Source organism: Niallia nealsonii, assembly GCF_002835805.1.
GTDB lineage: Bacteria > Bacillota > Bacilli > Bacillales > Cytobacillaceae > Niallia > Niallia nealsonii.
Genome location: NZ_PISE01000025.1, coordinates 76,123 through 88,916 on the forward strand (window position 1 = coordinate 76,123; position 12,794 = coordinate 88,916).

The following is a 12,794-nucleotide window of genomic DNA, read 5'->3' on the forward strand; positions in this document are numbered from 1 at the left end:
TTTTTTCTGCCTGTATAGAAAAAGCTGCTCATTTTTTAATCAAGTGAGCAGTTTTCTTCATTATTATATATTATTGCTTAGAAAGACATTTTATTATTCATCTAACATTCTACTCTAACAAAATAAAGCTTCCAGATAAATCAGCAATAAAAAAGAGAGATTTTAAGCAAATTGTTTATATAAATTGGCCATTTCAATTGCTCCAACTGCCGCTTCCCATCCTTTGTTTCCTGCTTTTGTTCCTGCTCGTTCAATCGCTTGTTCAATGGATTCTGTTGTAAGCACTCCAAAAATAATCGGCACACCAGAATTTAGGGATGTACTTGCCACTCCTTTTGCCACTTCATTGCTTACATAATCAAAATGAGGTGTAGCCCCGCGGATAACAGTCCCAAGTGTAATGACCGCATCATATTCTTTGGATTCTGCTATTTTTTTTGCAGCAAGAGGGATTTCAAATACTCCTGGAACCCAGATAACAGCAATATCTTTTTCTTCTACTCCATGTCTTTTCAATGCATCTTCTGCACCAGCCAGCAATCTTGTTGTAATAAATTCATTAAATCTTGATACAACCATTGCAATTTTTAATCCACTGCCAACTAAATGACCTTCATATACCTTTTTCATTATATTATTTCCTCTTTTCTAAAAATTGTTTTTTTGTACTCTACTAAATCTTTTATTGTAATCATTTTCAAATCAAACTTTTTCGAGATTTCCCCCAACTCATTCACTCTAGCCATTGTTCCATCCTCATTTAGAATTTCACAAATTACTCCTGATTTTACTGGGGATCCAGCTAGTTCTGCTAGATCAATAGCAGCTTCTGTATGTCCATTTCTTTCTAATACTCCGCCATTTGCTGCAATAAGAGGAAAAATATGGCCTGGTCGTGTAAACTCGTGTGCTTTCGCTTCTTTATCCATCATTTTTTGGATGGTGAAAGCACGTTCAAATGCACTAATGCCTGTTGTTGTCTCTTTATGATCAATACTCACCGTAAAAGCAGTTTGCCGAGGGTCGTTATTTTTCGCCACCATTGGAGCAAGCTCTAAATGATCTGCCAATTCTTTTTGTATCGGCACACATATTAAACCACGCCCCTCCTTTGCCATAAAATTAATCATTTCTGGTGTCGCAAACTCTGAAAGACCGATAAAATCCCCTTCATTTTCCCTGTTTTCATCATCACAGACAATCACAACCTTGCCTTTTTGCAAATCTGCCAGTGCTTCTTTTATTGAATGAAACATGCTATTTCCACCTTTCTGACGTACGCTCTTTTCCCATTAATAAAAACCATTTTCCTTTAAAAATGAGGAAGTGATTGTATTTGTTTTTGCGGAGGATTTCATCCCCTTTTGCATAAACTGATAAAAGTATTTTGCCATCATATCAAATTCTAGATTAACAATATCGCCAGGTAATTTTTTCCCAAATACGGAGATATCTGCTGTATGAGGAATAATTGATACAGTTAGAGAATGATCGCTAACTTGAAAAATTGTCAAACTTGTTCCATCAATGCTGACAGAGCCCTTTTCTAAAAGAAGATGGATATAATCTTTGGGCACTTCCACTTCCATAACAAGACTATTTTCCTGCCCTTTTTTATGTAAAATTGTTCCAACACAATCTACATGACCTGTAACAAAATGTCCGCCAAAGCGGCCATTTGCTATGATTGCACGTTCTAAATTAACTTCTGCTCCTATTTTCAGCAAAGCAAGTGATGTATCTTGAAACGTCTCTGGCATTACATCCACCGTAAAAAAGCGGCTGTCAAAAACAGTAACAGTTAAACAAACACCATTAACAGCAATGCTATCGCCTAATTGCATATCTTCCATTATTCGATTTGCCTGTATCGTAAGTTTGAGGGAATGACCATCTTTTGTAATTTTTTTTACAAATCCCGTTTCTTCAATTATTCCAGTAAACAATAAACAACCCCCTTTCTAAAAATTATCATCAGGAAAAAAACAGCAATTAAATAGAACTTCGAGGAATAAAACGTAGAGTTATTTGAAGCATGGAGCAGAATAATAAGATTGATTTTGTCCTTTATGCTGCCCACTTTACGCTCATTAAAACATCTAGGAGCAAAATAATCTAAATGGAGGTCAGCTGTGTAATCTTTCTCTTTCCAATTCCCGAATCTTTATAACGCAAACAACCCGTATATAATAGTATATACGGGAAAAGTGCATAACAAAGAAACGGTTTTAGCAGAATAAATAGCATAAAAATATACTTGTATTGTAATTAATATGTTCAGCAAATAAACATTCGCAAAAAGAACATTTTTACTATGCTAAAAATTCTACACCGAAAGATATGTAAAAGAATTTACACAAACTTCGCTATTCCTTCTCCCATCCAGACTTTACTGTCGGCTTTGGTTTCTCACCAAATCCACCGCCTTATATTTCTATAAGTCGGGTCACGGGCTTAGAGTATAAACTCATCACCGCCGGTTGGGAATTTCACCCTACCCCGAAGGCGATCAATAAGTTCCATTGAACAGAAGCTTTAAACAATTGTTGTTCATATCGATTAAAACAAAAGAAATTGCTTCTTGGTTCACTGTCACTATATGATCCTTTACTATTTAATTAATGTTATCTTACTGTATAAACTTTTTTAAAGCAAGACAAATGTTTCGAAAACTTTTATGATGCTAATAAAGAATAGATTTTAATGAACGAAACTTTTTGCTGACTTATCCGTATGAACTCTCATACCATATAATACTGATTAATAGAGGGGTTACTAGAAATGGAAGATCAGCAGTATTTACTAAAAGAATTGACAGCCATTCAAAAATGGGAAAAAGAGCAGCGAGGTTTATGGTTTTGGGAAAAACTTGGACGACTGCCATTTAAACTATTAGACAGATGGACACCTGCTTTTATGCAAAAAAAAATTGGACAGCTTCTTGATGAGATGGGCCATTATATTCAAAGCGGAGGGAAGTTTTTAAGCAATATTTCTTCCGTCAAAAAAATTTACCAAAAACATTCCATCCAAACACTTGAAGAAGTACAGAAATTGCCTATAGAGGAAATGAAAATCGCCGTTGGAAAAATTACACAAAACAGAAAAAAGTGGGCGACTCTGCAAGGTGCAAGTACAGGTGTCGGCGGAATTTTCACATTAAGCATTGATATTCCCGTACTGCTTTCGATGCAGCTTAAAATATTGCAAGATATTGCGATATGCTATGGATTTAATCCAAATGATAAAAAAGAAAGAATTTTTATTATAAAATGTCTACAGTTTGTTTCTGCGGATATTGTGGGAAAAGAAGCTATTCTTAAACAGCTTGCTGAATTTGAAGAAAACAACGAACATGTTCAAAGAGAGGTTATTTCCGAAATGCAGGGATGGAAAGAAGTCGTGTTTGCATACAGAGACACTTTTGGATGGAAAAAATTATTTCAAATGGTGCCTGTTTTCGGCATAATTTTTGGCGCTTTCTCTAATCGGAGCAGCATTGAAGCAATAGCTGAAGCTGGCGATATGCTCTATCGCAAAAGGCGCATTAAAGAAAAATTCAATACATGGAATAACAGCTAAAGGGAAACAAAGAGATTTCTGTTTCCCTTTAGCTGTTTTATGTTGATTTTATTCCTCATTAACAAGCAGGCCTCCCTATTTAAAGTTTCCCTTTAGCCAGGCTGAAACTTTTTCCAACACCACCCGTCTAATATACTGCTAATGATCTTTATAGGCATAAATTTTTGTAAGCAGTGCATAAAGGTGAATAATTTCTTTATTAGAGAGTCCATGATTAATGGACAGCAACGGTATATTGGGCTTTAAAAATCTTTTGTTCCATTCCTTTGGCAATAATCCTTTTTGCAATATTGCAAGAGGCAAACCATTCGCCTTTAAAAAACGATAATCGGTAAATGCCAAGCTCTTATTCATAATAATGGTGTTTTCTCCATATGTAAATACAGATTTAGAAGGCTTATCCATTTTTTGTTCGATGATTTTACTGATTTTTTTGCCCTCTTTGTTTCTAATTTCAATTGTTTTTCCTTTTATCGTAAAAAGATATTGAAGCATGCCGCTGCTATTATAAAAACCATAATTTTTTACATACAGCTTATCCAAAAAATAAGGAAGGTACCAGCGTACAAGATGGAACTTCTCGTCTCTAATTTCGCCAACTGCTACACCATCGCAATCAAAAATAAGCATTCTTAAAGAAGGAGCTGGAAGAAAGGATAACACAACCGTCTTTTTTTCCAAAAGAGAGGTTTCTTTGTCCTTTGAGTTTTCCAAAAGCGCCTCAATAGAACGCCTTTTATCCAACCGATACAAAACATAAGAGGTCATGCTGTATATAGCAAATGGAAGCATATATAAAAAATATTTTGTGCTTAGATGCATGGCAACAAAAAAGGAAGCTAAAAAGAAAATTGGGATACAGCTTATCACACTAGCATTTAAGGAAGCAAAAGCCGTTTGCCTGTAATATTTTTGAATGTCCATTCTATTAATCTCCTTAACAAAAAAATCAACAGTTACTATCAAAAGCTTGTTTATTTTATTCTATTAAACGGCATAGCATTCTATGAATAAAAAGGAGGAATCTTTTTTGAAAAAACTTTTTTATCTGCTGATTATCCTAGCCGTTGCCTGTTTTGGCATCCTTGCATTTTATTACATACAAATAAAAAAAACTGCTGCTATAACTCCACCTGACAATATTCCTTATATTATTGTGTTAGGAGCAAAAGTAAATGAGCAGAAATTGTCAAAACCATTACAATACCGGGCAGAAACAGCATTTGCTTATTGGGAAAAAAATCAAAAAAGTCAAATTGTCGTAACAGGAGGCCAAGGAAGCGGAGAAACAACCACTGAGGCAGAAGCGCTGCAAAACTATTTTCTAGAAAAAGGAGTACCAGAAAATCATATTTTACTAGAAGACAAATCTACCTCTACTTATGAAAATATTCAATTGGCAAAAAAGCTTTTTTCTATAGAAGAAGCTGTTATTGTCAGCAATGATTTCCATCTATTCCGTGCCATCACTATTGCCAAAAAAGAAGGGATTCAAGCATATCCACTCGCTGCAAAAACTCCTTTATGGGCAAAGCTCCCCTTGTATATAAGAGAATATGCCGCAATCGGGAAAATGAAACTAAAAGGCTATTAAAAAAACATGTAGAATCGGACACAGCCTGATTCTACATGTTTTTTTCCTTAGAACTGAAATTGTTTAATAGCAGGCATCGCTTTTTTTGCATCCTCATATCCTTGCACATAAAGTGCAGAAAGCTTTTGTGGATTTCTTTCCATTCTTCCAACGGCAAGCTTCTCTAACGGTCTAATAAGGATAATATTGCCGTTTGCTTCTTCTCGGTCCAGATAATCCATCGTTTTATTATAATAAACAAATCTTTCCTTCATCCTTTTTTGCAACCCTTTATACTGGGGATATTTTTTCTCTACAAAATAGTGAAAACGAGATTTCGACTTTCTGTATCCTTTGTTTCGCGTTAAGATGACAACATTTTTTTTGTATCCATCCTGTGTAGCAACATCAATGGGAACGCTCGCTGAAATGCCCCCATCTAATAACAATCTATCTTTAAACTCTACAGGAGGAGCTAAAAAAGGCAAAGAACTTGATGCACGCAATACTTTTAATAACTCTTCTTTGTAGTCTTCCTTGCCATAAAAGATGCTTTCTCCTGTATAAACATCTGTTGTTCCTATTTTTAATTGCGCAGAATTTGCATAAAAGGTTTCATAATCAAATGGCACTATTTTGGAAGGAATTTCATCATAAATAAAATCCATGCCAAAAAACTGGCGATTCTGACGAAAGTTGCTCCATGACATATAGCGTGGATCTTTCACATAATCTAAACTTACCTTTTTATTTCTGCCAATTTGTTTCGATAGATAGGATGCAGCATAACTTGCTCCTGCCGATACACCAATTACATATGGAAAATGGATATCATGTTCCAAAAAATATTCTAATGCCCCTGCTGTATAAACAGCACGCATTCCCCCACCTTCTAATACGAGTCCAATTTTCTCCATCATCTCTCTATTCTTTCCTTCCATTAATCGATAACTTCTAACAGGAAATTATAGCATATTATCTCTTCTATTAAAAAAAATCCTCTTTTTGCAAAAAACTTCACAGCAAAAAAGGATTTTTTTATAAAGTTCAACTAACAATCAGGCTTTTACTCAGCAATTTTCTCCTCACCTAGATTTCTCGTTTTCTCTTATCATTCCTTAGGCGGGGACAAAAACCCGTTAAACAGAGATAAATGATTCCACCTTTATGCTTGCCGCACAAAGAATAATGAAAATAATCCAATTATTACCGAATAAAACGGATAACCATTGGAATACGGTATTCTTTTCCGTCATATGCTTTTATACAAGCGATGATCGTAAAAATAAACATCAATAAACTGACAATCGCACATAGTATAAACCCAATAAAAATAAGCGTTAAAATACCGCTTATCACAAGATAAATGGTATACGATATTAAAAAGTTAAAATACTCCTTGCCATGGTAATTGACAAATTCAGAATCCCTTTTAATCAGCCAAATAATTAGTGGGCCAACAAATGTTGTAAAAAAACTAGAAGCATAGATAGCTAGTGCAAATAGTTTATCTTCATTCCTTATATTCATATAAAATCCTCCGTGATTTATAATATATTATTGCATGTTTGCATTAGTATATACGGTTATTGGAAGAAAATGTTTCAATTATTTTGATTGATTACTTGAATAAATTTTTCCTTTTAAGATTGGTCATGTATACTATTATTAACATCTTTTACATGATATACATAGATGTTTTCGAAAAATATATGGGAGAGATTATTTTGAGTGAATTTGTTTCTACTATTTTTGACTTTTTATCCTCTTTAGGGTATTTAGGGATTGCACTTGGACTGATGATTGAAGTTATTCCTAGTGAAATTGTGCTAAGTTATGGCGGCTATCTTATCCACCTTGGCGAAGTTAATTTCATCGGGGCACTGATTGCTGGAGTAATCGGCGGCACCATTGCCCAGCTGTTTATTTATTGGATCGGCTATTACGGGGGCAGACCTTTTATTGATCGGTATGGGAAGTACCTATTAATTAAAAAATCTCATGTAGATGCTGCAGAATCATGGTTTTTAAAACATGGGACAGGCATGATTTTTTTGGCCAGGTTTATCCCGGTTGTACGACATGCAATTAGTATTCCTGCAGGAATTGCCAGAATGCCTATTGGCCAATTTATTCTATATACAACTGCTGCCATTATTCCATGGACAGTGCTTTTTCTATTGCTTGGCATGAAACTCGGCAGTAGTTGGGAAAATATTGAGATATACGCAAAACCTTATTTAACTCCGATTATTAGTATCGCAGTTGTTGCTATCCTTATTTATTTTCTATTTCAATTTCGCAAGAAAAAAATTAACATTAAGTAAACATAAAATTTATATTTTTCCTATTTTCATTTCCAGTATTTTTTTGTAAAATAAAGTTAACGAATTTATTATTACAGCATAATAAAAAATACCTGACAGGCACATAAATGTTATCTTTACTTTTAAAGGGTTAAGCCTGTCTTTTTAAGGGAATAAAATAATGGGAAGGCAAATGGTGCGCCACCGTATTGGTTCTAGTGGGTTCGATTCCCACCCCGAAATTTTTTAGAAAGCTATAAAAAATTTCGAGGGTGGGTTTGCTTTTTTGTCTTTAGAGAAAATCTGCCCTCATAGTAGAATCGGAGGGATTTTTTTATGCTCAGAAAAAGAGATCTTGAAGAATGCCATGTACTATTTGAACTGATGAGCCACCCAGATGTTTTTCCATTTGTTCGCCAAAAAGCCTATTCTTATGAGGAATACTTATTTTTAACCAAACAAACCATGGAAGCAGAAGATCAGGGCGAGTTGATTTCCCGGACTATTTTAGATGAATGGCAAAATCCAATTGGAACGATTAATTTATTTGATATCAGCGACAATACTGGATTTCTTGGTACATGGTTAGGCAAACCATACCATGGTCTAGGATATAATAGACCCGCAAAAGAACAGTTTTTTTCTGAACTGTTTTATGAGCTGAATATAGAATCAGTTATTATGAAAATTAACAGCAAAAATACTCGCTCCCAAAAAGCTGCCGAAAAACTCCCATATGTTGTTTCCGCTAATGACACAAGAAAAACTTTATTAGAAAAATTAAATAACAATGGAAACAATTATTTTTTATATGAAATTCCAAAAGATTTATATACACTTCATTCTTTGCGGAGTTCTGCAATAGAAGAAAATCAGGATGATCGTTTGGAAGCATAAAGTGAAACTTCAATCAGCAGGAGTTTTCTCCCCCACTGATAATTAGTTGAACCAATCAGGCTTTTACACGGGCAAGATTCTCCCCATCTGTCTCATTCATCTACTAGGAGAATCTTGGCTTGCTTTCTGCAATATAAAGAGCTGTATAAAAATGTGATGTTTGACTTTGTCTACACTCTGAAAGCTGTATAAAAATATACAGTTTTTTTTCGTCTATCAAAATACTTAGGTCTCAATTTCCTTCTTTAGTATGGTATAATACTTAGCGTTACTGATATGAAAGAGAGCATACTATATGAATCAAACCTATACAACAGCACAGAAACTAAAACAATTATTTTTTATTTTACTTCCCATTTTCGTTACTCAAGTTGGCATGTTTGGGTTAACTTTTTTTGATACCACTATGTCAGGGCATTATGATCCTGTGGATCTTGCAGGAGTAGCTGTGGGAAGTTCTTTATGGACTCCAATTTATACTGGTTTAAGCGGAGTTTTACTGGCGATCCCTCCTATTGTATCCCAGTTGATGGGGAAAAAAGAGCATAATAAAATCAGCTTTTCTATTATCCAGGCTGGTTATTTAGCCATTATAATGGCTTTGCTTCTTATTGTAATTGGCTACTTTGCTTTAGATCCTATTTTAGCATCAATGGGCCTTGAAAAAGAGGTGCAAAGCATTGCAACTCGTTACTTATATGCCTTAAGCATTGGTATCATTCCAATTTTTTTATATTTCGTTTTGCGCTCCTTTATTGATGCACTCGGACAAACACAAGTGACGATGTTTATTACATTAGTATCTTTGCCTATTAATATTGGTTTAAATTATTTGTTTATTAATGGCATATGGATTTTCCCTGAACTTGGCGGCGTTGGCACAGGATTTGCAACAAGCATCACTTATTGGATGATGCTTATTATGGCCCTTTATATAGTCCACCATAATGAACCTTTTGCTTCCTTTAAATTGTTCAGCCTATTTCACCACCTTTCTTGGACAAAATGGAAGGAGATACTAACAATTGGCATTCCAATTGGTTTTTCCATCTTTTTTGAAACAAGCATTTTTAGTGCTGTTACCATTTTAATGAGCAACTATGATACACATACTATTGCTGCACATCAATCAGCCATTAATTTTGCTTCCTTGTTATATATGGTACCACTTAGCATTTCAAGTGCATTAACGATCCTAGTTGGTTTTGAGGTTGGCGCAAACCGCCTAAAAGATGCAAAAATATACAGTTGGATAGGGGTTAGTTTGGCAGTAGCCATTGCCTTTATCAGCGGCATCATCCTCCTTGCATTTCGAACAGATATTGCAGGCATTTATACAAATGACCAAAAGGTGCTGGAGCTTACTTCCCAATTTCTTATATATGCTATTTTCTTTCAGCTTTCTGATGCTGTTCAAGCGCCAATCCAGGGTGCTTTAAGAGGATATAAGGATGTAAATATTACATTAATTATGTGTTTAATATCTTATTGGGTCATTGGATTGCCCCTTGGCTATTTATTCGCAAACTATTCTTCTTTTGGACCATTCGGCTATTGGATAGGCTTGATCGCGGGACTTGGCACAGGAGCAATTTTTCTTACAACGAGATTGTATTTTATTCAAAGAAATCAATTCGTCTTAAAGCCAATTTAATAGTAGTAAGAAAGTGGATTGTTGTTAAAGACAAACCACTTTTTTATTTATCTGTAGCTCTGATAAAGTGAAACTTCAACCAGTGGGGGTTTTCTTCATTCCCCACGGGTTGTTAGTTGAACCAATCAGGCTTTTATGCGCAGTTATCCCCCACCTAGATTTCTCGTTTTCTCTTACCATCCCTTAGGTGGGGGTCAAAAGCCCGTTAATGTGTGATAAAGCTATTGTTGATTTTTGTATTCTGTGAGACTCCCGGGGAAAGTGAATGCCCTTTCGCCGCAATCAACAGCCAAATTTAACAGAACCTTACCTTTATTATTCACCCCACTTAGATTTTCCCTAACCTATCCTCTGAGATAGGGAAAAAGCTTAAAATAGTAATAAAAAGGAAAACACCAATTGGGCATTTGTGCATAAGATAAAAAGACCTGTAAAGTGGGTTACTTCTTAAGCAAAGAAAGGATGAATTTCATATGTTCCCTTGGAATTTATTCCCTTTTAATAAAGATGCAAAATCGAAGATGAACGGAATGAAGCCTGCTGATATACAAAACTATGTACAAGAAATGATGGATAAAATGATGCCCGACTCTTTGCAGAAAATGAATCCTCAAGATATGTTTAAAAATATAACTTCTGCAAATAATAGCACTCCTACTAATCAAGCAACGAATAAACTGTTTAATTATGTTGTATTTGAAACCCATCATCATTGTTTTGTCCGGATTCCAATCGCTGATGAAGCTTGGCTGAAAAATATTAAAATTTATTATACTTCTAACCAAGTAATTATTCAGCATATTCCCACAGAACCAGATAAACATATCATTACATTACCTTCAGTCGTTAGAAAAAAAGGGTCGACCGCCACCTTTAAAGACAATATATTAGAAATTAAAATTCAAAAAAGCAATGAAATGAGTTACTCTGAAATTGATGTAACCGAAATAAACTAATCAGTTATTAAAATATGGAGGCTATTCTTATGAATTTTGACAATTTAAAGAATATTTACCAATTTGCTGAACACCATCAAAAAGAAGAATATTGGCAAAACTTATTCCAATATCAATCTTCTACTCCATTAACTATCACAAACTCTCCTTCCATCAAAAACAGCAACACATTTCCTGCATGTGATATATATCAAAAAGACAACTACTTTTATATCGATATGGAAATTCCTGGGATGGATAGCAACCAAATTCAAGTAAGCTTATTGGATAATAATATACTAGAAGTTAAAGGCTATTATCGATCTTTGCAAGAAAACTGTGCTTATTATCTAAAAGAAAGACAAAACCTACAGTTTACCAAACAAATTTCCCTACCAACTAGAGTAGAAGAACATAATTTGCAATCTTCTTATAAAAAAGGCATCTACACCATATATTTTCGGCAAAATTAAAAGAAGGAGCCTATTTGTCCATGCATTTTTTAGAGGCTTCCTTCTTTATTTATTAGCTGATTTAATTTTTTTTCTTAGTAAAAACGCTTTTTCCCTTTAATTACTTACAAAAAAGACTTATCGTAACAATAAAAGGGATTTTCTTTTCCTTCAAAATGAAAAATCCCAACTTTATTATATCCACTTTTTACAAATAAATTTTGGGCTTTATCATTTAAAGCATACGTATCTGTTTTTATATAAAAAACATTCTGCTCAATTGCATAAACTTCAGCAAATGCCAGTAGCTCACTGGCAATTCCACCACCTCTAATTTCTGGGTTCACCACTAAACGATGTATGATAAAAAAGTCTCTATCTTTATATGTCCAATCAATTTGATGATAATTTTTCCCGCCAATTTGATCAATTGTGATAGAGCCAATAGGAATTCCATCCAATTCTGCTACAAACAATGTTTGATTTTCTATATCCTTTTTAAAATCATCCTCTTTTGGATATTTGGAGGACCATTGATCATTTCCTTCTTGATTCATTAGAGTAACTGATTTTTGCACAAACCCCATAATCATCGGTAAATCTTCTATCGTTCCTTGTCTTATTTTCACGCTTAATTCTCCTAAAAATCATATTTATGCTATTTTCCCCTTACATGATTAAAGTATTTCATTTTTTTACTATTAATCATGCAGGAAAATATATTATATAAATTTCTTGTAGGAAAAACCACTTTTTTGTCTATTTTAGTCAAAACCACAAAAATTTCTATCAGTAATGTTCCTAATGGCCGTTCATGTGGGATAATACAGGCATTTTTACATACTCTATAAGGAGAGATATAAAAAAACCTAAAAGGCAATGGTGCCTTTTAGGTTTTTAAATTGCTGCTAGTTTCTTATTTGCCAATAAATTGTTGTGTCCAATAGTTGCCGTTTTCTACATATCCTACTCCAATATGCGTAAATTTGCTGCTTAAGATATTGGCACGGTGACCTTCACTATTCATCCATGCTTTTACCACTTCTTCTGGAGTAGTTTGGCCTTTTGCGATATTTTCGCCTGCTGCTTTATAAGAAATGCCGAATTGTTTCATCATATCAAATGGGCTTCCATAAGTTGGGCTATTATGGTCGAAATAATTATTTTTGCTCATATCTTGTGATTTCGCACGAGCTACTTTGCTTAATTCTGTATCTAATGTTAATGCAGATAAGCCATTTTTTGCTCTCTCTTTATTTGTTAACTCTACTACTTGCTTTTCAAATGCACTTACAGTTGATGTTGCTTGTGTAGATGTGTTAGTAGCTGGAGTTGTTGTTGCTGGTTTTTGTGTTGTTGTATTTGTTGTTGCCGGTTTTTGCGTTGCTGGCTTTT

General features: G+C 34.3%; 14 protein-coding genes, 1 pseudogene and 1 riboswitch. Of the genes and pseudogenes, 7 read left to right on the top strand and 8 right to left on the bottom strand.

All coding sequences use genetic code 11. The features are described from left to right. Window positions 1-162: 162 nt before the first annotated feature. From ribH to ribE, 3 genes and pseudogenes are all read right to left on the bottom strand, one after another. Window positions 163-630: a 6,7-dimethyl-8-ribityllumazine synthase gene (gene ribH, locus CWS01_RS12380; protein ID WP_101177509.1), complete on the bottom strand. Its 468-nt coding sequence runs from the start codon at window positions 628-630 to the stop codon at window positions 163-165. A 32-nt stretch (window positions 631-662) separates the two neighbouring features. Next, window positions 663-1,256 (bottom strand): annotated as a pseudogene (gene ribB, locus CWS01_RS12385) (3,4-dihydroxy-2-butanone-4-phosphate synthase); the annotation flags it as partial. Between the two features lie 36 nt (window positions 1,257-1,292). Beyond that, the gene (gene ribE, locus CWS01_RS12390) at window positions 1,293-1,946 is read right to left on the bottom strand and encodes a riboflavin synthase (RefSeq protein ID WP_101177511.1); all 654 of its coding nucleotides are present in this window, start codon (window positions 1,944-1,946) and stop codon (window positions 1,293-1,295) included. A 420-nt stretch (window positions 1,947-2,366) separates the two neighbouring features. Next, window positions 2,367-2,511, bottom strand: a riboswitch (FMN riboswitch). A 270-nt stretch (window positions 2,512-2,781) separates the two neighbouring features. Between ribE and CWS01_RS12395 the strand changes: the two genes are divergently transcribed. Further along, a complete protein-coding gene (locus CWS01_RS12395) occupies window positions 2,782-3,582 on the top strand; it encodes an EcsC family protein (RefSeq protein WP_101177512.1) in 801 nt (266 codons plus the stop codon). Between the two features lie 138 nt (window positions 3,583-3,720). Here the strand turns inward: CWS01_RS12395 and CWS01_RS12400 are convergent, their stop codons facing one another. Further along, a complete protein-coding gene (locus CWS01_RS12400; protein ID WP_101177513.1) occupies window positions 3,721-4,506 on the bottom strand; it encodes a hypothetical protein in 786 nt (261 codons plus the stop codon). 106 nt (window positions 4,507-4,612) lie between these two features. On the opposite strand from CWS01_RS12400, the gene CWS01_RS12405 reads away from it, so the two are divergent. Continuing rightward, entirely contained in the window at window positions 4,613-5,176 is a 564-nt protein-coding gene (locus CWS01_RS12405; RefSeq protein WP_157827642.1) for a YdcF family protein, read from the top strand. A 47-nt stretch (window positions 5,177-5,223) separates the two neighbouring features. Here the strand turns inward: CWS01_RS12405 and CWS01_RS12410 are convergent, their stop codons facing one another. Further along, entirely contained in the window at window positions 5,224-6,096 is an 873-nt protein-coding gene (locus tag CWS01_RS12410; RefSeq protein WP_235852046.1) for a patatin-like phospholipase family protein, read from the bottom strand. A gap of 265 nt (window positions 6,097-6,361) precedes the next feature. Further along, window positions 6,362-6,685, bottom strand: a complete 324-nt coding sequence (locus CWS01_RS12415) for a DUF4870 domain-containing protein (RefSeq protein ID WP_101177515.1) — start codon at window positions 6,683-6,685, stop codon at window positions 6,362-6,364. A gap of 197 nt (window positions 6,686-6,882) precedes the next feature. Here CWS01_RS12415 and CWS01_RS12420 point away from each other — a divergent pair, with 197 nt between their 5' ends. From CWS01_RS12420 to CWS01_RS12440, 5 genes are all read left to right on the top strand, one after another. Next, window positions 6,883-7,482, top strand: coding sequence for a DedA family protein (locus CWS01_RS12420; RefSeq protein WP_101177516.1), 600 nt, complete (start codon window positions 6,883-6,885; stop codon window positions 7,480-7,482). Window positions 7,483-7,797: 315 nt separating this feature from the next. Beyond that, window positions 7,798-8,358, top strand: a complete 561-nt coding sequence (locus CWS01_RS12425; protein ID WP_101177517.1) for a GNAT family N-acetyltransferase — start codon at window positions 7,798-7,800, stop codon at window positions 8,356-8,358. A gap of 295 nt (window positions 8,359-8,653) precedes the next feature. Further along, window positions 8,654-10,012 carry an MATE family efflux transporter gene (locus CWS01_RS12430; protein ID WP_101177518.1) on the top strand — a complete coding sequence of 453 codons (1,359 nt, stop codon included), beginning with the start codon at window positions 8,654-8,656 and terminating at the stop codon, window positions 10,010-10,012. 473 nt (window positions 10,013-10,485) lie between these two features. Then, window positions 10,486-10,968 carry an Hsp20/alpha crystallin family protein gene (locus CWS01_RS12435; protein WP_101177519.1) on the top strand — a complete coding sequence of 161 codons (483 nt, stop codon included), beginning with the start codon at window positions 10,486-10,488 and terminating at the stop codon, window positions 10,966-10,968. Window positions 10,969-10,997: 29 nt separating this feature from the next. Beyond that, complete coding sequence (locus CWS01_RS12440) at window positions 10,998-11,420, top strand: Hsp20/alpha crystallin family protein (protein ID WP_157827643.1); 423 nt, start codon at window positions 10,998-11,000, stop codon at window positions 11,418-11,420. Between the two features lie 104 nt (window positions 11,421-11,524). Here CWS01_RS12440 and CWS01_RS12445 read toward each other — a convergent pair whose 3' ends face one another. Together CWS01_RS12445 and CWS01_RS12450 are read right to left on the bottom strand one after the other, a co-directional pair. Continuing rightward, on the bottom strand, window positions 11,525-12,028 hold the full coding sequence (locus tag CWS01_RS12445; protein ID WP_101177521.1) for a GNAT family N-acetyltransferase: 504 nt from the start codon (window positions 12,026-12,028) through the stop codon (window positions 11,525-11,527). A 287-nt stretch (window positions 12,029-12,315) separates the two neighbouring features. Then, window positions 12,316-12,794, bottom strand: a 479-nt coding sequence (locus CWS01_RS12450; protein WP_235852047.1) for a CAP domain-containing protein, incomplete at its 5' end; no start/stop codon positions are given.

What these genes read in the sequence shown, in the direction of transcription:
- ribH (WP_101177509.1), bottom strand. Translation starts at nt 630, where the DNA reads ATGAAAAAGGTATATGAAGGTCATTTAGTTGGCAGTGGATTAAAAATT.
- CWS01_RS12425 (WP_101177517.1), top strand. Translation starts at nt 7,798, where the DNA reads ATGCTCAGAAAAAGAGATCTTGAAGAATGCCATGTACTATTTGAACTG.
- CWS01_RS12430 (WP_101177518.1), top strand. Translation starts at nt 8,654, where the DNA reads ATGAATCAAACCTATACAACAGCACAGAAACTAAAACAATTATTTTTT.
- CWS01_RS12440 (WP_157827643.1), top strand. Translation starts at nt 10,998, where the DNA reads ATGAATTTTGACAATTTAAAGAATATTTACCAATTTGCTGAACACCAT.
- CWS01_RS12435 (WP_101177519.1), top strand. Translation starts at nt 10,486, where the DNA reads ATGTTCCCTTGGAATTTATTCCCTTTTAATAAAGATGCAAAATCGAAG.
- CWS01_RS12395 (WP_101177512.1), top strand. Translation starts at nt 2,782, where the DNA reads ATGGAAGATCAGCAGTATTTACTAAAAGAATTGACAGCCATTCAAAAA.
- CWS01_RS12410 (WP_235852046.1), bottom strand. Translation starts at nt 6,096, where the DNA reads ATGGAAGGAAAGAATAGAGAGATGATGGAGAAAATTGGACTCGTATTA.
- CWS01_RS12415 (WP_101177515.1), bottom strand. Translation starts at nt 6,685, where the DNA reads ATGAATATAAGGAATGAAGATAAACTATTTGCACTAGCTATCTATGCT.
- CWS01_RS12400 (WP_101177513.1), bottom strand. Translation starts at nt 4,506, where the DNA reads ATGGACATTCAAAAATATTACAGGCAAACGGCTTTTGCTTCCTTAAAT.